Below are 23,959 nucleotides of genomic sequence, written 5' to 3'. Positions count from 1 at the left end.
CCGCGGGCCCGTGCCGGCCCACGGCGCACAGGGCGGCCGGCCCACCCCCGTGGGGTGGACCGGCCGTCTGCTGTGGCTACGTCAGCTCTCGCTGGGAGCCGGTACCTCGGTGGTGCCGCCGCCCGGAGCCGGCGACTCGGTGCCGGTACCGCCGCCAGGAGCCGGCGACTCGGTGCCGGTGCCGCCCGGAGCCGGCGACTCAGTGCCGGTGCCGCCCGGGCTGGGCGTACCGCTGGCGCTGGTCTGCGGAACCGGGATGCCCAACTTGTTGGCGAGCGCCACCAACTCGTCGTAGTGCGTCTGCAGCGTCGGAAGCGCCGTCTGCGCCAACTGGACCACCGACTGCTCGGAGCCCTGCGAGATCTCCGTCTGGGTGGCCTGGATGGCCTGGACGTGGCCGGCCAGCTCACTGGTCACCCAGAGCCGGTCGAACTCCGCACCGCTGGCGTTGTTCAGCTTGTCGATGACCGCCTGCTGATCGGCGTTCGGCTCGTTCGGCAGTTCCACCCCGAGCTGTGACGCGGTCTGCTGCACCGTCTGGTCCAGCTGGGTGTGGTCGGTCTTCAGCATCGCGCCCAGGTCCTTGACCCCCTGGTCCTGACCCTTCTGCTGAGCCAGGTCACCAGCGGTGATCTCGAACAGGTTGACCTGGTGTACCGCCTGCAGGTACTGGGTGTCCTGCGTTGACGGCTGTGCCGCGGCCTGCGCGGCCGCAGCCGGCGCCACACCGACCAGTACCAGCGCGGCCAACAGGCCGAGGCGTTTGATACCCAACATGCTTCCCCCCCTTGAGACGTTGGACCGCACGGATACCCGGCTCACCGGGGTTATTCCTGCGATCGCCCGTCGCGCGGGGTCGACCGTTCCGATCAGGGCCGTCCGACTCCGGGTCGGATGGGGCGGGGGCGCGGATACGACGGGGCGCCCGCCGGAATCCGGCGGGCGCCCCGTAACGGTGCGACTGGGCGGTCAGCGGCGGCTCTCGCCGCTGCCGATCTCCTCGCGCTCGGGTCGGGCCTCGACCGGCGGGTGCCCCGGCGAGACCGGCGCCTCGACCGGCTTCTCGATCGGGTAGAAGAAGCCCCGGATGGCCGGGCCGAGGGCCCCCAGCCGGTTCATCTTCTTGGGCACGACCCAGCCCACGTAGTCCAGCTGGCCGTGACCGTCCGCGTGCCCGTTGGACGCGCTGAGCGGCTGGTGCACCTCGACGAACCGACCGTCCGGCATACGCCGGATGATGCCGGTCTCCACGCCGTGGGCGAGCACCTCCCGGTCGTGCTGCTGCAGGCCCAGGCAGAGCCGGTAGGTGACGTAGTACGCCAGCGGCGGGACCACCAGCAGGCCGATCCGGCCCGCCCAGGTCATCGCGTTCAGGCTGATCTGGAACTTGTCCGCGATCACGTCGTTGGCGCCGGAGAGCGTCAGCACGATGTAGAACGAGACGGCCATGGCGCCGACGGCGGTCCGGGCCGGAGCGTCCCGGGGCCGCTCGAGCAGGTTGTGGCTCTTGCGGTCCTTGAGGTGCCGGGCTTCCAGGAACGGGTACATCGTCGACAGGCCCACCAGGATGCCGGGCAGCACGACAGTCGGCCAGAACAGCGGCGGGATGACGTACCCGTCGCCGATCGGGATGGGGATCTCCCAGGCCGGCATGAGTCGGGTCGACCCGTCGAGGAACATGACGTACCAGTCGGGCTGGCTGGCGGCCGAGACCACCCACGCCTCGTACGGGCCGAACAGCCAGATCGGGTTGATCTGGAACAGACCGCCCATCAGCGCGATGACGCCGAAGACGACCATGAAGAAGCCGCCCTGCTTCAACGCGTACCGGGGGAACATCCGCTCGCCGACTACGTTGTTGTTGGTCCGGCCGGGGCCGGGCCACTGGGTGTGCTTCTGCTTGAAGACCAGACCCAGGTGGACGCTGATCAGTGCGACCAGCAGACCCGGGATGAGCAGCACGTGGGCGATGAAGAACCGGCTGATGATGATCGTGCCCGGGAACTCGCCGCCGAAGACCGACGAGGTGACCCAGGAGCCGATCACCGGGATGGACAGCATGATCGCCGAGGCGATCCGCAGGCCGGTGCCGGAGAGGCCGTCGTCCGGCAGCGAGTAGCCGGTGAAGCCGGCCAGGAAGCCGACCCAGAACAGCAGCGAACCGATGATCCAGTTGGTCTCACGCGGCTTGCGGAAGGCGCCGGTGAAGAAGACCCGCAGCATGTGCACGACGATCGCGGCCATGAACAGCAGCGCCGCCCAGTGGTGCATCTGCCGCATCACCAGACCGCCGCGGACGTCGAACGAGATGTCCAGGCTGGAGGCGTACGCGGCGGACATCGGGGTGCCCTGCAACGGCGCGTAGCTGCCGTCGTAGACCACCTCCGTCATCGCCGGCTCGAAGAAGAAGGTGAGGAACACACCGGTCAGCAGCAGCACGACGAACGAGAACAGCGCGATCTCGCCGAGCAGGAAGGACCAGTGGTCCGGGAAGACCTTGTTCAGCAGTTTGCGCAGCGGGGTGGCCACCGCGAAGCGGTCGTCCACTCCCACCGCGGCCTTGCCCGGCGTCGCCGCAAGGTCAAGCTTTCGACGCTTCATGGCCGCTCCCAGAAATCAGGCCCGACGGTCTCGGTGTAGTCGGACTTCGCCACGAAGAAGCCCTCGGAGTCCACCTCGATCGGCAGCTGCGGCAGCCGCCGGCTGGCGGGGCCGAAGATGGGCCGGGCGTTGTCGGTGATCAGGAACTGGGACTGGTGGCACGGGCAGAGCAGCCGGTTGGTCTGCTGCTCGTACAGGCTGGCCGGGCATCCCGCGTGCGTGCAGATCTTGGAGAACGCCGCGTAGTTGCCCCACATGTAGTCGCCGTGACCGACCCGCTCGTTGGCCCGGCGCGACTCCTGCGCGTCGGAGTCGCGGAGGTGGATCAGCAGCGTCGGCGAGTCGGCGTGCCTGTTACTCACGCCGTGGTCGATGCCGGGGAAGACGGTCAGCTGCCCACCGGTGCTGATGTCCGCCGGGCGGATCGGACGGCCGTCCTCGCGGACCAGGCGGATCCGCTGGCCACCCTCGGCCGCGGAGAACCCGGTGGTAAACATCTGGTTGTTCTTGTGCGGCTGCGAGATCAGACCGCCGACCAGAGGCGCCGCGGCGACCGCGGCGACCGGCGCGAGACCGGCCAGCAGCGAGATGCCGAGCAGCGGGCGACGCTTCACGCCCAGCTCGTCAGCCATGTAGAGCATGGTCTGACCGGTGATCGTGCGGCCTTCGGAGTCCACCTGACCCTCGTGCCGGTCCTGGATCGAGACCTCCTTGGGCAGCAACTTCTTGCCCCAGGTCAGGATGCCGAAGCCGACGGCGAGCAGCGCCACGCCGAGGGTGAAGCCGAGCAGCGGGGTGTAGAACTTGTCGCCGCCCCGGCCCGCCTCGTACTGCCACGGCCACCAGATGTAGATGGCCAGGAACGCGGTGGCGGCCAGGCCTGTGATCAGGAAGAAGCCGGCGACCACCCGGGTCAGCCGACGCTCCGCCTTGGTGCCCGGCAGCACCTGCGGCTCGTAGTGGACGATCTCGATGTCGTCCCGGCGCGCGCCCTCACGAACGATGTCGAACCGGGTCAGCTTGGGGTCGTTCACGTCGAGCGGCTCCTGGCCCTGCGGGGCCTGGTGCTCGGTGTGGGTGCTCATGCCGTCACCTCGCTACGGGTGGCGCCGAGCGGCACCACAGCACTGAATCGGATGGCCTGCTCGATCACGACTTACCCGCAATCCACAGGCTAGCGAAGACGAGCGCCACGATGCCGACCAGGAAGATCGCCAGGCCCTCGGTGGACGGGCCGTACCGGCCGAGGTTGAACCCACCCGGGTCCTGGTCGTGCTTCAGCGTCTCCTGGATGTAGGCGATGATGTCGGCCTTCTGCTCCGGCCGGAGCTGGTTGTCGCCGAACACCGGCATGTTCTGCGGGCCGCTCAACATCGCCGCGTAGATCTGGCGGTCGGTAGCGGGGTGCAGGCTCGGGGCGAACTTGCCCGAGGAGAGCGCACCGCCGCCGCCACCGAAGGCGTGGCACTGCGAGCAGTTGATCCGGAACAGCTCACCGCCGGCCGCGATGTTGCCGTCCTCGCGGAGGTCGTCGCCCTCGGGCACGACCGGACCGCCGCCGAGTTCCTGGATGTACTGGGCCAGCTGGCGGGTCTGCTCGTCGGTGAAGACCGGGGGCTTGCGGTGCGCCTGGGCCTCCTGGCGGGCCAGCGGCATCCGCCCGGAGCTGACCTGGAACTCGACAGATGCCGCGCCGACGCCGATCAGGCTCGGCCCGCGGCCCTCGACACCCTGGGCGTTGCGGCCGTGGCAGGTCACGCAGCTCACGTCGAACAGCGCCTTGCCCTCGGCGGCGGCGCCGGTCAGCTGCGGGTTGTCCTGCGCCTGGGCGCCCGGGGCGAAGACGGTGTATGCGCCGCCGGCGAGCATCAGCGCGGCGATCAGCCGGACCGCGGCGCCCAGCCGGCGGCGGCCCCTGCTGCGCGCGGCGGGCCGCTCACGCAACCGCGCGAGCAGACCGCGTCGGCGGTCGTTGTCAGAAGTCATGAGCGGTGTCCTTAACCGGTTGGACCTGTCTCAGGGGACGGAGCAGCAGCGCGGAATGTGACGCGCAAGATCACTGGAGCCAGTAGATCATGGCGTACAGCCCGATCCACACGACGTCGACGAAGTGCCAGTAGTACGACACGACGATCGCCGACGTCGCCTGCGCCGGAGTGAACCGGCCCATGGTCGTACGGACCATGAAGATGATGAAGGCGATCAGACCACCGGTCACGTGCAGGCCGTGGAAGCCGGTGGTCAGGTAGAACACCGACCCGTACCCGTCTTCGTTGATCTTGATGCCGTCGGCGACCAGGTGCCGGTACTCGTTCAGCTGGCCGAGGACGAAGATCAGGCCCATCACGAAGGTGACGGTGAACCAGCGCCGCAGCGCGTGCACGTCACCCTTCTCCGCCGCGAAGACGCCGAGCTGGCACGTCACCGAGGACAGCACCAGGATCACCGTGAAGGTGGTCGCGTACGGGATGTTCAGCGCCTCGGTGTGCTTCTCCCACTGCTCCGGCGCAGCCGCGCGGATGGAGAAGTACATCGCGAACAGCGCCGCGAAGAACATGAGTTCGCTGGAGAGCCACACGATCGTCCCGACGCTGACCATGTTCGGTCGGGTCAGGGAGTGGATCCGGCTCTTGTCAATGGCTGGGGCCGCAGTCACGCCGTCATTATTGCCCCTGACCGGGGCCGGCGATCAGCGGGGGGCCAAACCTGCGCCTTCCGTGGCCCGAGCGTCAGGGTCCGGTTCGCCTGGCCTAGCCTGAAAAGCGTGCTGCACGTCGATCCGATCTTCGCCGCCACCTCGGCCCCGCCGCCGTTCACCGTCGGCGCGGTGCTGAGCGAGACCCGGCTGGACAGCTGGCTGGCCCTCGGCCTGGTGCTCGCCGCCGGCCTGTACCTCTACGGGGTGTACCGGCTGCGCCTGCGGGGCGACCGCTGGCCGGTCGCCCGTACGGTGTTCTTCCTCGGCCCCGGGCTGGGCGGCATCGCGCTCGTCACGGTCAGCGGGCTGCACGCGTACGACACCGCGCTGCTGTCCGTGCACATGATCCAGCACATGGTGCTGTCCATGGTGGCACCGATCTTCCTGGCGCTGGGCGCACCGATGACCCTGGCCCTGCGGACCCTGCCTCTCCGGCCACGCAAGCGCCTGCTCGCGATCGTGCACAGCCGGGTCGCCCGGGTCTACAGCTTCCCGCTGGTGGCGTTCGCCATCTTCGTGGTCAACCCGTTCGTGCTGTACTTCAGCGATCTGTACCGCTACACCCTGGAACACGCCTGGGCGCACGAGCTGGTGCACGCGCACTTCATCATGACCGGCTGCGTGTTCTTCTGGCCGCTACTCGGCCTCGACCCGCTGCCCGGCCGCTGGCCGTACCCGGCGCGGGCGCTGCTGATGCTGCTCTCCGTGCCGTTCCACACAGTGCTCGGCCTCACCATCATGCAGAGCAGCACGCTCTTCGGCGGCGACTGGTACCCGTCGCTCAACCTCGGTTGGGTCGACCCCTGGCAGGATCAGGTGGTCGCCGGCGGCATCCTCTGGGCCGGTGGCGAGTTCGTCAGTGTGACGATGCTCGCGGTGCTTGTGGTGCAGTGGGTCAAGCAGTCCGAGCGGGAGGCCCGCCGGGTGGACCGCGAGCTGGACCGCCAGGAGGCCCGCGACCGCGCCGCCGACGCCGCGCCCGCCTGAGCTGCCCGGACGGTACGCCCCGACGCGCGACGCCGGGCGGGATGTCGGCTACGTCACGCCGACCGGTACGATCTGCGGGCAGCTACGAGGTGGAAGCGGAGTGCCGGCATGAGCGATCGTCTTTGCACCGTTTTGCTCTACAGCGACGACCCGCAGGTCCGTGATCGGATGCGGATGGCCGTCGGCACCCGGCCCGCGCCCGGTCTGCAGATCGAGTTCGTCGAGGCGTCGACCTACGCGGAGACCATCCGGCTGGTCGACGACTACGAGATCGACCTGCTGCTGCTCGACGGCGAGGCGAGCCCGGGCGGCGGCATCGGCATCGCCCGGCAGATCAAGGACGACCGGGACGACGCTCCCCCGACCTGCCTGGTGATCGCCCGCGCCGCCGACCGATGGCTCGCCGCGTACGCCGAGGTCGACGCGACGCTGGTGCACCCGCTCGACCCGGTGACCACCGGCGGCACGGTGGCCGAGCTGCTGCGGACTCACGCACCCGCCTGACGTCCCACGCTCGTCCGGCACCCCCACGGCGCCGGATCTCCTCGGCGCCGGTTCCAGCCCACCCGCACTTCGCATGCTCGGGAGGCCCGCCATGGGCGATCGGACCTGGCCGCACCTGCTCAACGCGCTGCTGCGCGGTGACGAACTGTCCACCGCCGACACCGCGTGGGCGATGGACGAGATCATGACCGGCTCGGCGAGCGCGGCGCAGATCGCCGCCTTCGCCGTGGCGCTGCGGGCCAAGGGCGAGACCCCCGCGGAGCTGGCCGGCCTGGTGGAGGCGATGCTGGGTCGCGCAGTCCCGGTGGCACTCCCCGAGGAACTACGCCGTACCGCGCTCGACGTGGTCGGCACCGGCGGTGACCTCGCCCACACGGTCAACATCTCGACGATGACGGCGCTGGTGGTCGCCGGCGCGGGCGTCCGCGTCGTCAAGCACGGCAACCGGGCCGCGTCCTCCCTGTGCGGCACCGCCGACCTGCTGGAATTCCTCGGCATCCCACTGGATCTCGGCCCGGAGCACGTCGCCCGCTGTGTCGAGGAGGCCGGCATCGGGTTCTGCTTCGCTGCCCGCTTCCACCCGGGGATGCGGCACGCCGGCCCGGTCCGCCGCGAGGTGGGCGTACCCACCTTCTTCAACTTCCTCGGCCCGCTGACCAACCCGGCCCGCCCCCGGGCGGGCGCGGTCGGCTGCTTCGACCTCCGGATGGCCCCGGTGATGGCCAGCGTGTTCGCGGGCCGTGGCGACTCGGCGATCGTGATGCGCGGCGAGGACGGGCTGGACGAGTTCACCACCGCCGCGCCGACCCGGATCTGGGCGGCCCAGGGCGGCACCGTACGAGAGGCCGTGCTGGACGCCACGGACCTGGGGGTACCCCGGGCCACCCTGGCGGATCTGCGGGGCGGTGACGCCGCGTACAACGCGGGGGTTGCCCGTCGCCTGTTGGCCGGCGAGACGGGCCCGGTCCGAGACGCGGTGCTTGTCAACGCGGCGGCGGCGCTGGCCACCCAGGGCCCACTGGACGGCGACCTGACCGAGGCGCTCCGCGCCGGCCTGGCCCGCGCGGCCGAGTCGATCGACTCCGGCGCGGCCGCCGCGACCCTGGACCGCTGGATCGAGACCGCCACCGCCTGACCTCACCACCGCAAGGCCCGCCGGCGCCGCAAGGCCCGCCAGCGCCGCCCGACCCGTCGGCGGGCGGCGACTCGGCCGGTGATCGACTCGGGTTCCGTGAATCTGCGGTGTCCGGGCAGCCCGGATGCCCCGACGTCAATGATGTCGAGTGGATCACGTGCCGACAGCGACCAGTGGGCGACCGCGCGCGGAGATTTGTCGGACCCGTCTGGGAAACTACAGGTGAGTAGTTCTCTGCTGCCGTCGGTGCGTCGTTGTCGCATCCGGGGGTGGCCCGCCTGGTTATCCGAGAGGAGACGCCCGTGTCGCATCGCGAGCTCTACTGCGACGTCTGCGAGGGCGTGGCGCTGTTCGAGGCGCCGCCCTGCGTCGACGGCCACGGCACCGACTGTCCAGAGCTGATCTGCATCGGCTGCGGCGCGGGCGTGATGGTCGGCACGTTCGCCTTCCCGGTCACCCGGCTGGCCGCCCGCCAACGCCAGCCCGCCCGCCCCCGCGCCGCCTGACCGGCGCACCGCCTAACCGCTGCACCGCCAGACTGCCCGCGCCGCCTGACCGCTGCGCCCCCAGACTGCCCGCGCCGCCCGACCGCCGTGTCACCCGAGGCGGGATGGACATGACCGAAGGCCCGCTCCCCTCTGGGGGAACGGGCCTTCGTCGTGCCGGGTCGGTCGCGACGGCGACCGGGTCGGTCAGTGCTCCGCGGTACGCCGGGTGCCGCTGTAGTACTCGAACAGGAGCCCGCAGGCGGAGAAGACGACGGCCAGCAGGCCGGCGCCGATCAGCCAGTACTGCCAGAACACCATGCCGAGCGCGGCGATCGCGGCGGCCAGCGCCAGACCGAACGGCCAGTAGCTGCCCGGGCTGAAGAAGCCGACCTCACCAGCACCATCGGCGATCTCGGCGTCCGGACGGTCCTCCGGGCGCAGGTCGATGCGGCGGGAGACGAACCAGAAGAAGCCACCGCACATCGAGCAGAGCAGGAACGACAGCAGCAGGGCGACGGTGCCGACCCACTCGACGCCGCCCGACTCCCCGTGCGTCCAGGCGCCGTAGAGGATGGTGGCACCGAAGAGGAACCCGGCGATGATCAGGAAGATACGCCACTCGGTCTTCATGCGGCTGCCTCAGCTTCCCGTGCGGGCCGGAACGTCGTCCGGGTTGAAGTTGTCCTGCGTCCGCCGCGTGTCGAACGGCTGCGTGGTCTGCGCGTACGGCTGCTCACCGATCGCGGACAGCGCATCCTGGGTGGACTTGCCGCTCTGCTTGGCCGCGAGGAACTGGTCGTACTTCTCCGGCGAGACCACCCGCAGCTCGAAGTTCATGAACGCGTGGTAGCTGCCGCACAGCTCGGCGCAGCGCCCGACGTAGGCACCCTCGGCGTCCAGGCTGGAGACCTCGAACACGTTGCGGATCTTGCCCGGCATGACGTCCCGCTTGAAGAGCAGCTCCGGCACCCAGAAAGAGTGGATGACGTCGCGGCTGGTCTCCTCGAACCGGATGGACCGGTTGGTCGGCAGCACCAGCACCGGGATGACCTCACTGGTGCCGAGCGTCGACGCCGTGGTGCGGGCTTCAGTGCCCTGACCGTCGCGGTAGTTGAACTGCCAGTTCCACTTGAACGCGACGACCTCGACCGTGACGTCCGGGTTCTTCGACAACTTGTCGACGTCGGTCTGCACGATCGCCGTGTAGTAGAAGAGCACGGAGACGATCAGGATCGGCGCGATGGTGTAGAGGAACTCCATCGGCATGTTGTAGCGGGTCTGCACCGGCAGCGCGTTGCCACGCTTGCGGTAGCGCACGACGCACCAGAAGATCAGGCCCCACACGAAGACGCCGACCGCGAGCGCGGCGATGCAGGAGGCGATCCACAGGTCGTACATCCGCTTGGACTCCGGCGAGATGCCGCCCTGCGGCCAGCCGAAGCCGTCGAACGTCTGACCGACGTCACAGCCCGTGAGCAGAACCAGCAACGCCACGCCACCGAGACCGAGCCCGGCCAGGCGACCAGCACCACGCCCCCGGCGTCCACCAACCCTTGGGGAAGCGCTGTGCCGTACGGCCGACGGCCGTACCTCCGAACTCCTTGCGACCACCTGGTCCTGCCTCCCTAGCGCGCCGCGGTGCGTCCTTCGTCAGCACCGGCGGCAAAGGCGTCACCGACGGTCGCAGATTACTCGACCATGACGGACTCGGCCGTGGTGGGGTCACTGTCCGACCCCCATCGGGGGGATCCTAGGCATACCGCCGCGATAGCGTTGCCACCTGTGAGCGCGAGGAGTGAGCCGGGGTTGCGAGCCCCGCAGCCGCGAACGAAGGCAGGTCCGTGAGCGCATCCCCGGTCTACCTGGACGCGGCGACCGCCGCGCCGATGCATCCGGTCGCGCGGCAGGCGCTGTTGGCCGCGCTCGACGACGGCTGGGCCGACCCGGGCAAGCTGTACACGCAGGCCCGCCGGGCCCGGCAACTGCTCGACGCCGCCCGCGAGGCCACCGCGCTGACGCTCGGCGTCCGCGCCGATGAGGTGTCCTTCACCCCCAGCGGTACGACAGCGGCGCACGGCGCGGTGCTCGGCGGCCTGGCGGGGCGGCGCCGGGTCGGGTCGACGCTTGTGCACTCGGCGATCGAGCACTCGGCGGTGCTGCACGCGGCGGAGCGCCACGTCGGCGCGGGCGGGTCCGCCACCGAGGTGCCGGTCGACCGGTTGGGCCGGCTGGACCTGGCCGCGTGGTCGAGCGCGGTTCGGGCCCCGGGGGTCGCGCTGGCCGCTTTGATCACCGCCAGTCACGAGGTGGGGACTGTGCAGCCGGTCGCCGAGGCGGCGGCCGCGTGCGCCGACGCGGGTGTGCCGCTGTACGTGGACGCGGCCCAGTCGGTGGGCCGGGTGCCACTGCCGGCCGGTTGGTCGGTGCTCACGGCGAGCGCCCACAAGTGGGGCGGGCCACCCGGGGTGGGGGTGCTGGCGGTCCGCAAGGGCGCCCGCTGGGAGTCGCCCTGGCCGGCCGACGAGCGGGAGAGCGGGCGTACCCCCGGGGTGGTGAACCTGCCGGCGGTCGTGGCGGCGGCGGCGAGCCTGCGGGCGGCGGCGGCCGACGCGGCGGCCGAGGCGATCCGGCTGGCCGCCCTGGTGGACCGGGTCCGGGAGCGGGTCGCGGCGGAGGTGCCCGACGTGGAGGTGGTGGGCGACCCGGTGCTCCGGCTCCCCCACCTGGTCACCTTCTCGTGCCTGTACGTCGACGGGGAAGCGCTGCTGCACGCCCTGGACCGGCGGGGCTTCGCCGTGTCGTCCGGCTCGTCCTGCACCTCGTCCACGCTGCGCCCGTCGCACGTGTTGGAGGCCATGGGGGTGCTCTCGCACGGCAATGTGCGGGTCAGCCTGCACCGGGAGACGACCGAGGCGGATGTGGAGCGGTTCCTGACCGAGTTGCCGGGGATCGTCGCCGGGCTGCGTGCCGAGGCCGGAGTGGTGGGGCTGTGACGATGCCGGACGAGGTGATCGACTGCCGGGGGCAGCGCTGCCCGCTGCCCGTGATCGCGGCGGCGCGACGGATGCCCGAGGTGCCGGTCGGCACTGTGGTCCGGGTGCTGGCCGACGACCCGGCGGCGGCGGTCGACATCCCCGCCTGGTGCCGGATGCGCGGCCAGGAGTTCCTCGGCTCGGTCGACGGCCCGGACGGCCCCGCCTACGACGTCCGCCGCACCCACTGACCCCACCACCGCCTCACCAGGCGTCGATCATGGAGTTGTGGTGGGGGACAAAAGCCGCAGAGAGCTGCCATTCGACCACCACAACTCCATGATCCACTCGACAGGAGCGGGTTACGGGAGGAGGTGCGGGCGGACCTCTTCCGCCGCGGCGTCGCCGTAGGACTCGGCCAACCGCTTGACGAACAGGTCGCGGCGGACGTCGTACTCCTGGGTGCCGACGGTCTCCAGGACCAGCGTGGCCAGCAGCGAGCCGACCTGGGCGGCCCGCTCCAGGCCGAGGCCCCAGGAGAGCGCGGTGAAGAAGCCGGCCCGGAAGCCGTCGCCGACGCCGGTCGGGTCGACCGCCCGGATCTCCCGCGCGATCGGTACGTGGATCGGGTCGATGCCGCGCCCGGCGATCTCCACACCGTGCTTGCCCAGCGTGGTGACCCGCACCTTGACCAGGTCCAGCAACTGGTCGTCGCTGAGCTGCGCCTTGCTCTGCAGCAGCGACTTCTCGTAGTCGTTGGTCATCAGGTACTCGGCGCCTTCGATCAGCGCCACCACGTCCTCGCCGGGCATCCGGGCGAGCTGCTGGGACGGGTCGGCGGCGAAGGCGTACCCGCGGCTGCGGCACTCGGCCGAGTGGCGCAGCATCGCCTCGGGGTCGTTGGCGCCGACCAGCACCAGGTCCAGACCGCCGAGCCGGTCGGCGACCGGGGCCAGCTCGATGTTGCGGGCCTCGCTCATCGCACCGGCGTAGAACGACGCGATCTGGCACATGTCGGTGTCGGTGGTGCAGACGAAGCGGGCGGTGTGCGCCACCTCGCTGATGTGTACCGAGTCGCAGTCCACGCCGTGGCGCTCCAGCCAGGAGCGGTAGTCGGCGAAGTCGGCGCCGACGGCGCCGAGCAGCACCGGGCGCAGGCCGAGCTGACCCATCCCGAAGGAGATGTTCGCCGCCACACCACCTCGGCGGAGCACCAGGTCGTCGACAAGGAAGGAGAGGGACACCTTGTGCAGCTGATCGGCGATGAGCTGGTCGGCGAAGCGACCGGGGAAGCTCATCAGGTGATCGGTGGCGATCGAGCCGGTGACGGCGATCTTCATGTCAACCCTCGGGGTCGGGAGCAGGGCGCGGTCAGCCTACCGGCACGGCAACCCGATGGTCACCGCTCGGTCGGACAACGGCAACCAGCCCGCCACGGCCTCCGTCGGGACCGCTCCCAGACCGGCGCGACCGCCGACCGGTACGACGATGGGGCCGTTCCGGAGAACGGCCCCATCGTCGCTGGTGTGTGTGGTGTGACTCAGTTGAACGAGTCACCGCAGGCGCAGGAGTTGCCCGCGTTGGGGTTGTCGATGGTGAAGCCCTGGGCGTCGATCCGGTCGGCGAAGTCGATCGTCGCGCCGGAAAGGTACGGGGCGCTCATCCGGTCGACGACGACCTCGACACCACCGAAGTCGGTCACGACGTCACCGTCGAGCGAACGCTCGTCGAAGAAGAGCTGGTACCGCAGGCCGGAGCAGCCGCCCGGCTGCACGGCGACGCGGAGCCGCAGGTCGTCGCGGCCCTCCTGCTCGATCAGGGCCTTGACCTTCTGCGCCGCGACGTCGGTGAGGACGACGGAAGTAGGGGCCTGGGCCTCGGTCGACTCGGTCTGCGCTGGCGTGGTCACGTGGAAGTCTCCCTGCGCGGTTTTGGGTCCGGACGCACTGGCCAACGTCGCACGCCGTCCAGTGATTCCCGGTTGTGGTCCTCAGCCGATCGTACGCCGCCTCGGGCGGGTGCACCCGCGTGGCGTGACCGCCGCCCCAGGTAGGCCCCGGTCGGGGCGGGCGCACGGGCGGTCGGGACGCTCAGCGGCTCCACTGCCGGGCCAGCCGGGCGCCCAGCTCGCGCAGCCCCTCCGCGGGCCGGCTCAGCGCGGCGTCGAGCCCGCCGCCCTCCTCGCCGCCGAAATGCTCCACCAGGCTGTACGCGTCGGTCACCCCCGCCGAGGCGGCCTCCCGCCGGCCGGTGCTCACCTGCCCGGCCACCACCACACAGGGCACTCCCCGGTCCCGGGCGGCGCCGGCCACCCCGGCGACGACCTTGCCGCGCAGCGACTGGTGGTCGAACGACCCCTCCCCGGTGATCACCAGGTCGGCGGTGTCCAGCGCGGCGTCGAGTCGGGTGGCCCGGGTGACCAGGCCGATCCCCGACTCGCAGTCGCCGCCAAGGGCGAGGAGCGCGGCACCGATGCCGCCGGCGGCCCCGCCCCCGGGCAGCGCGCCGAGCCCCGCCGGGCAGCCGGCCAGGTCCCGTTCCAGCACCGCCGCGAAACGCTCCAGGGCCGCGTCGAGCAGCAGTACGTCAGCCCGGTCGGCGCCCTTCTGCGGGCCGAACACGTTGCTCGCGCCGTGCAGGCCGAGCAGGGGGTTGTCCACGTCGGTCGCCGCGACCAGCCGGACGCCGCGCAGCCGGGGCGCGCCGTCCAGCGCGGCGACCGCGGCGAGTGCCGCCCCGCCGTACGGCAGAGCGGCGCCGCCCTGGTCGAGGGGGGTCACGCCCAGCGCGGCGAGCATTCCGGCGCCGGCGTCGTTGGTGCCGGAGCCGCCCAGCCCGATCACCACAGTGCGGGCACCGCTCTCCACAGCGGCGGCCACCAACAGACCCAGCCCGTACGAGGTGGTGCTCTTCGGGTCGCGCTCGGCCCCGGAGAGCAGGTGCAGGCCGCACGCCTGCGCGCTCTCCAGATAGGCGGTCGCGCCGTCGGCGGTGAGCAGGATCTCACCGGCCGCCGGCCGGCCCAGCGGATCGACAGTCGACACCGGCACCCGCCGGCCACCGAGGGCTTCGGCGAGCACCTCCACGAAGCCCGGCCCGCCGTCGGCGAGCGGTCGGATCAGCAGATCGTCCCCCTCGGTGACGGTGCGCCAACCGGCGGCGACGGCGGCGGCCACCTCCGGTGCGGACAGGGTGCCGGCGAACTTGTCCGGGCAGAGCAGCACGCGCATGCCGAGCAGTGTGGCAGCCCACACCGAGCGAAGCTGCGTCGCGCTCGCGCTGTGGGACCATTGGCTACGTGACTTCGACCTGGGTGGAACCCTCCAACACGGCGACGGCTCTGCTGCTGCTCGGCCGGGGCAGCGACCCCGACACCGAGCGCGGCGTCGAGTGTCCGGGCGACCTGCCGGCGCCCAGCGATCCGGATCTGGTGGCCCGCGCCACCGCCGCGAAGGCGAAACTGGGCAGCAAGGTCTTCGTCCTGGGGCACCACTACCAGCGCGACGAGGTGATCCAGTTCGCCGACGTGACAGGCGACTCGTTCAAGCTGGCCCGGGAGGCCGCGGCCCGCCCGGACGCGGAGTACATCGTCTTCTGCGGCGTGCACTTCATGGCCGAGAGCGCCGACATCCTCACCACCGACGCCCAGCGGGTGATCCTGCCCGACCTCGCGGCGGGTTGCTCGATGGCGGACATGGCGGTGCTGGGCCAGGTCGAGGCCGCGTGGGACACGCTGACCGAGTTGGGCATCGCCGGCGAGACAGTTCCGGTGACGTACATGAACTCCTCGGCGGACATCAAGGGCTTCGTGGGCCGCAACGGCGGCGTGGTCTGCACCTCGTCCAACGCCAAGCGCGCCCTCGACTGGGCCTTCGAGCAGGGGTCGAAGGTGCTCTTCCTGCCGGATCAGCACCTGGGCCGCAACACGGCGGTGCTGGAGATGGGCCTGTCGCTGGACGACTGCGTTCTCTACGACCCGCACAAGCCCGGTGGCGGGCTCACCCCGGAGCAGCTGCGCGACGCGAAGATGATCCTGTGGCGGGGGCACTGCTCGGTGCACGGCCGGTTCACCCTGGAGAGCGTCAACGACGTACGGGAGCGGGTGCCCGGGGTCAACGTCCTGGTCCACCCGGAGTGCCGGCACGAGGTGGTCACGGCCTCCGACTACGTCGGGTCCACCGAATACATCATCAAGACCATCGAGGCTGCTCCGGCCGGCTCGGCGTGGGCGCTCGGCACCGAGCTGAACCTGGTCCGCCGGCTCGCGCTGGCGCACCCGGACAAGCAGATCATGTTCCTGGACAAGGCCGTCTGCTACTGCTCGACGATGAACCGGATCGATCTGCCGCACCTGGTGTGGGCCCTGGAGGAGCTGGTCGCGGGCCGGGTGGTCAACCAGATCACGGTGGACGCCGACACCGCGCACCACGCCCGGGTGGCGCTGGATCAGATGCTCGCGCTGCCTGGCGCGGACACTCCACCGCCGGCGGTGTCCTGATCACGATCCGTAGCGCTCTTGGTACGCAAAAGTGCCGGATCACCGATTAATGCCACACACGCCGATGTGACCGAGTCCTTTTTCGTCACCGAGGGCTATGCTGCCCAAGCGACGACACACGCGGGCCGTTTCGATATGGCCGCATCCGGGGTAGCGACAAGGTTCAGGCACCCCACCATCAACACGGCAGCACCGACGCGCTGGAGGTTGCGTTGACCGACGACGTCCTGGTTGTGCACGGAGGTACTCCGCTCGAAGGGCGGATCCGCGTGCGCGGCGCGAAGAACCTGGTATCGAAGGCGATGGTCGCCGCGCTGCTCGGCGACAGCCCGAGCCGGCTGTTCGACGTGCCCAAGATCCGCGACGTCGAGGTGGTGCGAGGTCTGCTCGGCCTGCACGGCGTCAAGGTCACCGACGGCACCGAGGACGGCGAGCTCGTCTTCGACCCGGCGAACGTGGAGAGCGCCAGCACCGACCAGATCAACGTGCACGCCGGTTCCAGCCGGATCCCGATCCTGTTCTGCGGCCCGCTGCTGCACCGCCTCGGGCACGCGTTCATCCCGGATCTGGGCGGCTGCCACATCGGCCCGCGCCCGATCGACTTCCACCTCCAGGCACTGCGCGAGTTCGGCGCCACTGTCGACAAGCGGCCGGAGGGGTTGCACCTGTCCGCGCCCAACGGGCTGCACGGGACCAAGTTCGCCCTGCCGTACCCGAGCGTCGGCGCCACCGAGCAGGTGCTGCTGACCGCCGTGATGGCCGAGGGCGTCACCGAGCTGCGCAACGCCGCGGTGGAGCCGGAGATCATCGACCTGATCTGCATCCTGCAGAAGATGGGCGCGATCATCAAGGTCCACACCGACCGGGTGATCGAGATCCAGGGCGTGCCCAAGCTGCACGGCTACACCCACCGGCCGATCCCGGACCGGATCGAGGCGGCGAGCTGGGCGGCCGCCGCCCTGGCGACCCGTGGTCACGTCGAGGTGCTGGGCGCGCAGCAGGCCGACATGATGACCTTCCTGAACATCTTCCGCTCGGTCGGCGGCGAGTACGAGGTCACCGACGCCCGCGCGCCGAAGCTGGGCGACCCGGGCCAGGAGGGCGGCATCCGCTTCTGGCACCCGGGTGGCGAGCTGAACGCGGTGGCGCTGGAGACCGACGTGCACCCCGGCTTCATGACCGACTGGCAGCAGCCGCTGGTCGTGGCGCTGACCCAGGCCCGAGGCCTGTCGATCGTCCACGAGACGGTCTACGAGCAGCGGCTCGGCTACACCGAGGCCCTCAACTCGATGGGCGCCAACATCCAGGTCTACCGGGACTGCCTCGGCGGCACCCCGTGCCGCTTCGGCCGGCGCAACTTCAAGCACTCCGCGGTGATCGCCGGGCCGAGCAAGCTGCACGCCGCCGACCTGGTCATCCCGGACCTGCGGGCCGGGTTCAGCCACCTGATCGCGGCGCTCGCCGCCGAGGGCACCTCCCGGGTGTACGGCGTGGACCTGATCAACCGGGGCTACGAGGACTTCGAGGCGAAGCTCGCCGACCTGGGCGCGCACGCCGAGCGTCCGTAACCTCGGTCACCCATCGTTCGGCTACGACGGCTCCAGGTCGCGCTGCGACCTGGAGCCGTCGGCCGCTGTACCGCGATGTGCACCGGGCGCGGACCGTTGGCTACCCTTGCCGCGTGCCGTCGCTCTTTCGCCGCAAGTCCACCGACCTCGTCGACGAGGCCGTCACCTCGGTGACCCCCGAGGAGACCGCTGAGCGTCCCCGGGGTTACACCCCGGCCAAGGGTCGGGAGACGCCGAAGCGGCCCACCGTCGGCCGTCGCCCGGCCGGCCCCACCCGCCCCCTCACCAAGGAGGAGGAGCGGGAGCGTCGCCGCCAACTGCGCGCCGAGGCCGCGTCGGAGTTCCGCCGCGAGGGCGGCCCCCGCGACCGTGGCCCGGAGCGGCTGCTGGCCCGCAACGTGGTCGACTCCCGTCGTACCGTCGGCACCTGGTTCTTCGGCGGCGCGCTGATCGCGCTGGTCGGGTCGAACGCGGCCATGCCGGCGCTGGTCCGGCTGATCTCCAACGTGGTCTGGGGCGCGCTGGCTCTGGGCATGGTCGTCGACTCGGTGCTGATCTGCCGCAAGATCGGCAAGCTGGTCCGGGAGCGCTTCCCGAAGACCGACCAGCGGATGGGCTCGCTCTACCTCTACGCGGTCATGCGGTCGATCACCTTCCGGCGGATGCGCGCTCCGGCGCCCCAGGTCAATCTCGGCGACAAGGTCTGACCCCGGGCTCCCACACCCGCAGGATCCGCACGACATCAGCGAAACTGCTGCCTCAGACATCTCAGAGGCAGCAGTTTCGCCGTATCTGCGCGGACTGTGCCGCGGGTTCATCATGCTGAACGGGTTGCCGTTGTTCGCCACACCGAACGTTCGACCCAATGGAGCGAAGGCATGCCTTCGGAACCGGCTGCCCCGCTGGCCACCATCGCCGCCGCCCTGCGCCGGGAGCGGGAACGGGTCAACATCTCGCTGACCGAGCTGGCCCGCCGGGCGGGGGTGGCCAAGTCCACCCTCTCCCAACTGGAGTCGGGCACCGGCAACCCGAGCGTGGAGACGCTCTGGGCGTTGGGTGTCGCCCTCGGCGTGCCGTTCAGCCGACTGGTGGAGCCCGTCGACGACGGCGTACGGGTCATCCGGGCGGGGGACGGGCCGCACGTCCGCTCCGAGCAGGCCGACTTCAGCGGAACGCTGCTCAGCGCCGGCGCGGCGCACCTGCGCCGGGACGTCTACCTGATCAGGCTGGAACCGGGCTCGGTCCGGGCCGGACACGGACACACCCCCCGCAGCATCGAGCATGTGGTGGTCGCCGCCGGCCGGCTGCGGGTAGGGCCCGAGGCGACGCCTGTGGAACTCGACCCCGGCGACTACGCCACGTTCCCCGGGGACGCCCCGCACCGTTACGAGGCGCTCGCTCCCGGTACGTTCGCCGTCCTCATCATGGAGCATCCCTGAACGAGCGCGGCGATCCCGCCGGAGCCGGATGGTCTCCGAGTGCGGTAGGGTCGGAGTCCAGATTCGGTTATAGGACCAAATGTCCGAAACCAATGGGATAACGTTTGCGCCGGTGGGCGGCACCACAGTGGCGGTGAGCGAGCCCACGCCGTTACCCTCCATCCGCAGCCACGGCCTGCCGGAGCGGCGACCTGACCGGCATGTGCGGCCCCAGCGCGACAATTTGCAACGAGGTGACAACGCGTGAGCGAGCGGACGCGAGCCGGCCACCGGGGCGTGGCAGGCGGCGACCGGACGCCCAGCGATCACCCGGCGACGGCTGCGGACAGCTCACGCCCGGCGAGAATCGGCCCCGCGGCCGGGTGTGGCGACGGGCTCCACGGATGAACGGCCGCTACACCGACCGGTGGCCGGACCCGAACGAGCCGTCCTGGGTGGTAGAACCGACCACCGAGTGGCACCCCCAGTTCCCCGGCCAGCGCTACCCCGGCGACATCGGCATGCCGCACCAGCCGCCACCGCGTGGCCGGGCGACGGTGTCCGGCCGCGCCGAGGTGCCACCGCTCGCGCCCACCCGCCCGGACGGCACCTACCTCGGCCGGTCGTGGTCCGACGAACCACCGGCGGAACAGGCACCCCAGGGCCGGTCCTGGGTGGACGACGAGCCGGGCGAGACACCGGCCTACGGCCGGCTCCGGGGCGACGAGCGCCCGGCGGACACCTCCGTCTACGGCCGGCCCGACACCGCCGACTCCCGCCACTACGACCACGAGCCGTACCGTCGTCCGCTGCCCGAGCCACCCCGCCGCGACGAACGCCGCTCCCCCGAGTCGGACCGGCGTACCGCCTGGTCCGACCGCCGCCCCGTCGAGGAGCGGGGGCCCGCACGGGAAGCCGCCTGGCATCGGGACCAGCCCAACCCCGAGCGGTACGACAGCCGTCGCCCGCGGCAGGAGCCCACCGAGCGGGATCGGGGTTACCGGGGCACGCCGCCGGTTTCCCCCGCGCCCCGGCCCGAACCCGGCTGGGTGCCCGAGCCGGACGACGCACCACGTCGGCGCGGCACACCGGAGCGACCGGCCGCCGGTTACGAGCGGCACCCCGACGACGGGTACGCCGTCCGACCCACCCGCGACCACGACGGCCGGATCGCCGACGCGGCCGACCCGTGGGCGCCCGTGGACGGCCGCACGCGATACCGCGCCGACGGATACCCGGACCGGGCCGCCGACGACCTGCGCCGCCCCGAGCCGCGCTACCGGGCGGACGAGGGCATCGGCGCAGCGCCCTCACCCAACGGTGGACGGCGGCGTCGCCCCGAAACGGACCTGCCCGACCAGCCCCGCCTCGACGACGACCGGCGCCGACCCGACCCCGACCCGCACTGGCAGCCCCGTGAGGCGGCGGCCCGCACCGAGGCGTACCCGGACCGGCGACCCCGCGAGCAGGCCCGCCCGGACGCGTACCGCGAGAACGGGTACCGCGAGGACGCACCTCGTGAGGACGCCCACCGCGAGCCCCGCCCGCAGTCGGGCCAACGGCCGGACGGCAGCCTGCCCTGGCCACCGCCGGGTCCGGTGCGCCAGGACCGCACCCCGGACCGCGCCCGGGAGCCGGGTCACCGCACCGACCCAACCCGCACCGCCGATCCGCACCGCACCGCAGACCCGCACCGCACCGACCCGCATCGCAGTCCCGACCCGCACCGCAGCGCGGACCCCCACCGCAGCGCCGAGCCGGGCATCGCGTCGAGGCCGGCCGCCCGGTCCGAACGGCCGACGGCCACGCCGTCCCGGCCCGACGATCGACCGCCGGCCACCCCGGCGCGGTACGACGATCGGTCGGTACGCCCGGCCGCGACCGCGCCGCCCGCGGCCGGCCGGGGCATGCCGGCGCCACCGGTCTCCCCGGAGCGACCGGTGTCGCCGGCCCCCGTCTCGCCCGGTTGGGACCGACCGCTGTCGGCCGTCCCGGTCTCCCCCGCGACCCCGGAACGGCCGGTGTCACCGGCACCCGACTCCCCCGCCACCCGCGGCGGGGACCGACCGGTGTCCGCCGTCCCCGCCTCCCCGGAACGGCCGGTGTCACCGGCACCCGTCACTCCCGCCGCGCCAGGTCGGGACCGACCGGTGTCCGCCGTTCCGGTCTCCCCCGCCGCCGACCGGCCCGTCTCGGGGCCACCCGCCGCCCGCCTGCGGCTGGAGTACCTGCCCGCGCCGGTGGACCCGCCCGGCGCCGACGAGCGGTCGGCTGCCCCGCCAGCACCGGCACACCGGCCGCTGGCCGAACCGCCACCGGCGTCCGGGGCCCACCCCACCCCGCCGCCGCGTTACCCCGGCCCCGGCACCGGGGACCACCCTGCGGAGCAGCGGCGCGGCGACGAGGACCGCCGTCGGGTCGGCGACCCGACGGCCGGCACCGCACCGACCGACCGCCGCCCGGTCTCCCCGGACCGCTCGCCCTCCCCGGAGCGGCCACACTCCGCCGATCGCCCGGCCGCGCCGCGCCCGTACTCGCCGGAGCGACCGGCCCCGACGGCGGACGCACGCCCGTCGGTCGCCCCGCCACCCACCTGGCAGGCGCCGGAGCCACCGGCAACCCGTCCCGCCCCGCCCCCAGCCGACCCGACCCCCGCGGCTTCGGCTCCTGCGGCCTCGCAGCCGCCGGCAGAGGACGTCGTGCCGGCGCTTCCGCTGGCCCCCGGTACGCCGCGCCGCTACGTACCCCCGCCGCCCTCGGAAGAGCCGGTGGCGCCCGTTCGCGAGCCGGACGACGTCCCGCGTGCCCGAGGGCCGGAAGCGTGGTTCAGCCCCGCCCCGCCCGCTGAATCCGACCAGGATGAGCCGACGACGGATCAGCAGTCGTTCGACCCGGCCGACGACGACTCGACGGCCGGCGACCCCGACCTCGCCACGACACCGGCCGCACCGGACGCGGAGGAGACGTCGACGCCGAGGGTCGTTACCCACCTCGACGTGGCCGACGAGCACCCCGGCGGGTCGACACCAGACGACGCCTTCGCGCCGGTCGTCTCCGCGCCACCCGCCCGCCCGGTCTCCGTGCCGCCCGCCGACTCGGTCTCCGATGCCCCCCGGCTCTGGGCGGACGACCTGGAGGACGACCCGCTTCCCGCTGCGGATGCGGGAACGGTGGACGGCGACCAGCCCGTCTCCGGCGCACCTGTCGTCGCGATGCCCCACCAGCGGACCGAAGCCGACCTCGACGCCGAGGGCGAGGCCGACCAGCAGCTCTCCACCGCTTTGCCCGCCGAGGACACCGATCCGGTCGAGTACGGCCCGACGGACGAACTCACGCCACACGCCGAGCCGGCGGAACCGGCTGACGATCCGAGCACGAGCCTGACCGATGGCTGGCAGGACGACGAGTGGCCGGTCGACACCGCGCTGCCCGTGCCAGCTGCGGACGACACGAGCCCGCCGCCCGTCTCCGCACCGCCCGCCTCCGCACCGACTGCCTCGGTCACGCCGGTCTCCGCGCCCCCGGCACCGCCTATTTCGGCCCCGCCCGCAGCACCCGTCTCCGCGCCGCCAGCGTTCGCCGAGACACCCGTCTCCGCGCCGCCAGCGCCTGAGGCAGCGCCCGTCTCCGGGCCGCCGGCGTCGGTGGAGCCGACGTCCGGGCCACCCGCCTCGGCCGTACCCGGTCCGCGCAGCGGTGAAGACGCGGTGAACGTGCCGGTGTCCGCGCCACCCGACGACGCGCCGCCGGTGGTGACCCGCCCGTCGCTGGCCGACCCGGGCGACCCGGAACAGGTGCTGGCCGCGTACCGGTGGCGGTTGGACCCGGTCACCCTGCGCGAGGAGCTGACCGAGCCGGACGACCTGCGGGCCATCCGGCGGCGGTTGACCGAGAAGTTGGGCTCGGCTGTCGACAACCGTGCTCGGGCGCGTCTGCTCAGCCTGCGGGCGGTGGCGTCGCGGATCCTCGGCGACCTCGACGACGCGCTGGCCGACGGTCGGCTCGCCCTCACCTACGCCGAGGCGACCGGCGAGCTGCGCCGGACCGCGCTGGCCCAGGCCCGGCTGGCCCACGTGCTGCGCTGGCGCGGCGACTTCGCCGAGGCGGACCAGCTCTTCGCCCAGGCCAACTCGGTCGAGTTGCCCGACCGGTTGCGGGCCGCGCTGCACGAGCACGCCGGGCGGTCGTCCTACGACCAGGGACGGCTCATGGAGGCCTGCGAACACTTCGAGAAGGCGCTCGACCTGCGCGGCGCGGGCGACGCCGAACTGCTGGACCGGGTCCGGGTGGCCCTGGACGCGGTCACCGTCCGGGCCGAGGCGGATGGCTTCGGGCCGTACCCCCGGGGTCGGGACGAGGTGCTCGACCGGGACCGGCCCCCGTTGCCGCACCGGGACGGGCCGCTCTGGGGTTACACCAGCCAGGACGGCGACGTGGTCATTCCCGCCCGGTACGCCGAGGCGCAGCCCTTCCACGACGGGTTGGCCTGGGTCCGGCGGCCGGACACCGACCGCTGGTCGCTGATCAACCTGCTCGGCACGACGGTGATCCCACCGTCCTTCCGGGCGGCGCACCCGTTCAGCGACGGCCTGGCCTGGGTGGTCGGCGAGGGCGGTTGGACGGCGATCGACGCGACCGGCGCGGTGCAGGTCGCACCCAACTTCGCCGAGGTACGACCGTTCCGGCGCGGGCTGGCCGCGGTGCGACGCGAGGGGTGGGGGGCGGTCGACCGGACCGGCCGGATCGTCGTGCCGACCCGCTACCACGGCTTCGTCACCGAGTTGGCCGACGGCCAGCAGATCGACGGTTTCACCGACGAGGGGCTCGCCGTGGTCGACGTGGCGGGTCGGCGGGGCGTGGTGGACCGCACCGGCACGGTGCTGGTCCCGCCGTCGCACCCGATGCTTGTCATCCACCCGGTGGCGTTCCTGGTCGAGAGCGGCAACGGGCGGTGGGGCGCGCTGGACCGGCGCGGCGTGCCGCTCATCGACCCGGTGCACGGCGATCGCGCCGAGGTGCTGGAGGAGATCGACCGACTGCTCACCGACGCCAACCCGGTTCTCTGAGTCACCGATCGCCACCGGTGATCC

At 72.1% G+C, this 23,959-nt stretch carries 21 protein-coding genes; 11 read left to right on the top strand and 10 right to left on the bottom strand.

Going from position 1 to position 23,959, the window contains the following annotated elements:
* Positions 1-81 precede the first annotated feature (81 nt).
* The 5 genes from OH804_RS02030 to OH804_RS02010 form a co-directional block, all read right to left on the bottom strand.
* A complete protein-coding gene (locus OH804_RS02030) occupies positions 82-777 on the bottom strand; it encodes a DUF4142 domain-containing protein (RefSeq protein ID WP_196918970.1) in 696 nt (231 codons plus the stop codon).
* Positions 778-969: 192 nt separating this feature from the next.
* On the bottom strand, positions 970-2,601 hold the full coding sequence (locus OH804_RS02025; RefSeq protein WP_196918971.1) for a ubiquinol-cytochrome c reductase cytochrome b subunit: 1,632 nt from the start codon (positions 2,599-2,601) through the stop codon (positions 970-972).
* A complete protein-coding gene (locus OH804_RS02020; protein ID WP_366632188.1) occupies positions 2,598-3,686 on the bottom strand; it encodes a Rieske 2Fe-2S domain-containing protein in 1,089 nt (362 codons plus the stop codon). The genes OH804_RS02025 and OH804_RS02020 overlap by 4 nt, the downstream gene beginning before the upstream one ends.
* 64 nt (positions 3,687-3,750) lie before the next feature.
* The gene (locus OH804_RS02015; RefSeq protein ID WP_091407516.1) at positions 3,751-4,587 is read right to left on the bottom strand and encodes a cytochrome c; all 837 of its coding nucleotides are present in this window, start codon (positions 4,585-4,587) and stop codon (positions 3,751-3,753) included.
* A 70-nt stretch (positions 4,588-4,657) separates the two neighbouring features.
* A complete protein-coding gene (locus OH804_RS02010) occupies positions 4,658-5,257 on the bottom strand; it encodes a heme-copper oxidase subunit III (protein ID WP_112582810.1) in 600 nt (199 codons plus the stop codon).
* 108 nt (positions 5,258-5,365) lie between these two features.
* Between OH804_RS02010 and OH804_RS02005 the strand changes: the two genes are divergently transcribed.
* From OH804_RS02005 to OH804_RS01990, 4 genes are all read left to right on the top strand, one after another.
* Complete coding sequence (locus tag OH804_RS02005) at positions 5,366-6,286, top strand: cytochrome c oxidase assembly protein (RefSeq protein WP_372432918.1); 921 nt, start codon at positions 5,366-5,368, stop codon at positions 6,284-6,286.
* Between the two features lie 108 nt (positions 6,287-6,394).
* Positions 6,395-6,790 carry a hypothetical protein gene (locus OH804_RS02000; protein WP_387176555.1) on the top strand — a complete coding sequence of 132 codons (396 nt, stop codon included), beginning with the start codon at positions 6,395-6,397 and terminating at the stop codon, positions 6,788-6,790.
* Between the two features lie 91 nt (positions 6,791-6,881).
* Complete coding sequence (trpD, locus tag OH804_RS01995; protein WP_196918974.1) at positions 6,882-7,925, top strand: anthranilate phosphoribosyltransferase; 1,044 nt, start codon at positions 6,882-6,884, stop codon at positions 7,923-7,925.
* Between the two features lie 302 nt (positions 7,926-8,227).
* A complete protein-coding gene (locus OH804_RS01990; RefSeq protein WP_406062384.1) occupies positions 8,228-8,431 on the top strand; it encodes a hypothetical protein in 204 nt (67 codons plus the stop codon).
* 186 nt (positions 8,432-8,617) lie between these two features.
* Here OH804_RS01990 and OH804_RS01985 read toward each other — a convergent pair whose 3' ends face one another.
* On the bottom strand, positions 8,618-9,043 hold the full coding sequence (locus OH804_RS01985) for a cytochrome c oxidase subunit 4 (protein WP_196918976.1): 426 nt from the start codon (positions 9,041-9,043) through the stop codon (positions 8,618-8,620).
* Positions 9,044-9,052: 9 nt separating this feature from the next.
* Positions 9,053-10,024 carry a cytochrome c oxidase subunit II gene (gene coxB / locus OH804_RS01980; RefSeq protein ID WP_406062381.1) on the bottom strand — a complete coding sequence of 324 codons (972 nt, stop codon included), beginning with the start codon at positions 10,022-10,024 and terminating at the stop codon, positions 9,053-9,055.
* A 230-nt stretch (positions 10,025-10,254) separates the two neighbouring features.
* Here coxB and OH804_RS01975 point away from each other — a divergent pair, with 230 nt between their 5' ends.
* Complete coding sequence (locus OH804_RS01975; protein WP_406062379.1) at positions 10,255-11,406, top strand: cysteine desulfurase family protein; 1,152 nt, start codon at positions 10,255-10,257, stop codon at positions 11,404-11,406.
* Positions 11,403-11,636: a sulfurtransferase TusA family protein gene (locus tag OH804_RS01970; RefSeq protein ID WP_196918979.1), complete on the top strand. Its 234-nt coding sequence runs from the start codon at positions 11,403-11,405 to the stop codon at positions 11,634-11,636. The genes OH804_RS01975 and OH804_RS01970 overlap by 4 nt, the downstream gene beginning before the upstream one ends.
* 111 nt (positions 11,637-11,747) lie before the next feature.
* On the opposite strand, the gene OH804_RS01965 is transcribed toward OH804_RS01970, so the two are convergent.
* From OH804_RS01965 to OH804_RS01955, 3 genes are all read right to left on the bottom strand, one after another.
* Positions 11,748-12,725, bottom strand: coding sequence for a carbohydrate kinase family protein (locus OH804_RS01965; RefSeq protein WP_196918980.1), 978 nt, complete (start codon positions 12,723-12,725; stop codon positions 11,748-11,750).
* Positions 12,726-12,925: 200 nt separating this feature from the next.
* Positions 12,926-13,294 carry an iron-sulfur cluster insertion protein ErpA gene (erpA, locus tag OH804_RS01960; protein ID WP_007463211.1) on the bottom strand — a complete coding sequence of 123 codons (369 nt, stop codon included), beginning with the start codon at positions 13,292-13,294 and terminating at the stop codon, positions 12,926-12,928.
* A gap of 181 nt (positions 13,295-13,475) precedes the next feature.
* Positions 13,476-14,615, bottom strand: coding sequence for a glycerate kinase (locus OH804_RS01955; RefSeq protein WP_406066389.1), 1,140 nt, complete (start codon positions 14,613-14,615; stop codon positions 13,476-13,478).
* Between the two features lie 68 nt (positions 14,616-14,683).
* On the opposite strand from OH804_RS01955, the gene nadA reads away from it, so the two are divergent.
* From nadA to OH804_RS01930, 5 genes are all read left to right on the top strand, one after another.
* On the top strand, positions 14,684-15,883 hold the full coding sequence (nadA, locus tag OH804_RS01950; RefSeq protein WP_196918981.1) for a quinolinate synthase NadA: 1,200 nt from the start codon (positions 14,684-14,686) through the stop codon (positions 15,881-15,883).
* Positions 15,884-16,095: 212 nt separating this feature from the next.
* Positions 16,096-17,451: a UDP-N-acetylglucosamine 1-carboxyvinyltransferase gene (gene murA, locus OH804_RS01945; RefSeq protein WP_030337972.1), complete on the top strand. Its 1,356-nt coding sequence runs from the start codon at positions 16,096-16,098 to the stop codon at positions 17,449-17,451.
* A 113-nt stretch (positions 17,452-17,564) separates the two neighbouring features.
* Positions 17,565-18,158: a DUF3043 domain-containing protein gene (locus tag OH804_RS01940; protein ID WP_406062376.1), complete on the top strand. Its 594-nt coding sequence runs from the start codon at positions 17,565-17,567 to the stop codon at positions 18,156-18,158.
* A gap of 171 nt (positions 18,159-18,329) precedes the next feature.
* The gene (locus OH804_RS01935) at positions 18,330-18,890 is read left to right on the top strand and encodes a helix-turn-helix domain-containing protein (protein WP_196918983.1); all 561 of its coding nucleotides are present in this window, start codon (positions 18,330-18,332) and stop codon (positions 18,888-18,890) included.
* A gap of 383 nt (positions 18,891-19,273) precedes the next feature.
* Entirely contained in the window at positions 19,274-23,935 is a 4,662-nt protein-coding gene (locus tag OH804_RS01930; RefSeq protein WP_406062374.1) for a WG repeat-containing protein, read from the top strand.
* Positions 23,936-23,959 lie beyond the last annotated feature (24 nt).

The organism is Micromonospora sp. NBC_00860, assembly GCF_045207375.1.
In the GTDB taxonomy this organism is placed as follows: Bacteria; Actinomycetota; Actinomycetes; order Mycobacteriales; family Micromonosporaceae; genus Micromonospora; species Micromonospora vinacea.
This window is presented reverse-complemented; position numbering and strand designations above follow the sequence as displayed.

Excerpts from the sequence above, each read along its gene's own strand:
- OH804_RS01955 (WP_406066389.1), bottom strand. The coding sequence starts at position 14,615 with ATGCGCGTGCTGCTCTGCCCGGACAAGTTCGCCGGCACCCTGTCCGCA.
- OH804_RS02030 (WP_196918970.1), bottom strand. The coding sequence starts at position 777 with ATGTTGGGTATCAAACGCCTCGGCCTGTTGGCCGCGCTGGTACTGGTC.
- OH804_RS02015 (WP_091407516.1), bottom strand. The coding sequence starts at position 4,587 with ATGACTTCTGACAACGACCGCCGACGCGGTCTGCTCGCGCGGTTGCGT.
- OH804_RS02020 (WP_366632188.1), bottom strand. The coding sequence starts at position 3,686 with ATGAGCACCCACACCGAGCACCAGGCCCCGCAGGGCCAGGAGCCGCTC.
- trpD (WP_196918974.1), top strand. The coding sequence starts at position 6,882 with ATGGGCGATCGGACCTGGCCGCACCTGCTCAACGCGCTGCTGCGCGGT.
- OH804_RS02025 (WP_196918971.1), bottom strand. The coding sequence starts at position 2,601 with ATGAAGCGTCGAAAGCTTGACCTTGCGGCGACGCCGGGCAAGGCCGCG.
- OH804_RS01935 (WP_196918983.1), top strand. The coding sequence starts at position 18,330 with ATGCCTTCGGAACCGGCTGCCCCGCTGGCCACCATCGCCGCCGCCCTG.
- OH804_RS01965 (WP_196918980.1), bottom strand. The coding sequence starts at position 12,725 with ATGAAGATCGCCGTCACCGGCTCGATCGCCACCGATCACCTGATGAGC.
- OH804_RS02000 (WP_387176555.1), top strand. The coding sequence starts at position 6,395 with ATGAGCGATCGTCTTTGCACCGTTTTGCTCTACAGCGACGACCCGCAG.
- OH804_RS01985 (WP_196918976.1), bottom strand. The coding sequence starts at position 9,043 with ATGAAGACCGAGTGGCGTATCTTCCTGATCATCGCCGGGTTCCTCTTC.
- OH804_RS01930 (WP_406062374.1), top strand. The coding sequence starts at position 19,274 with ATGAACGGCCGCTACACCGACCGGTGGCCGGACCCGAACGAGCCGTCC.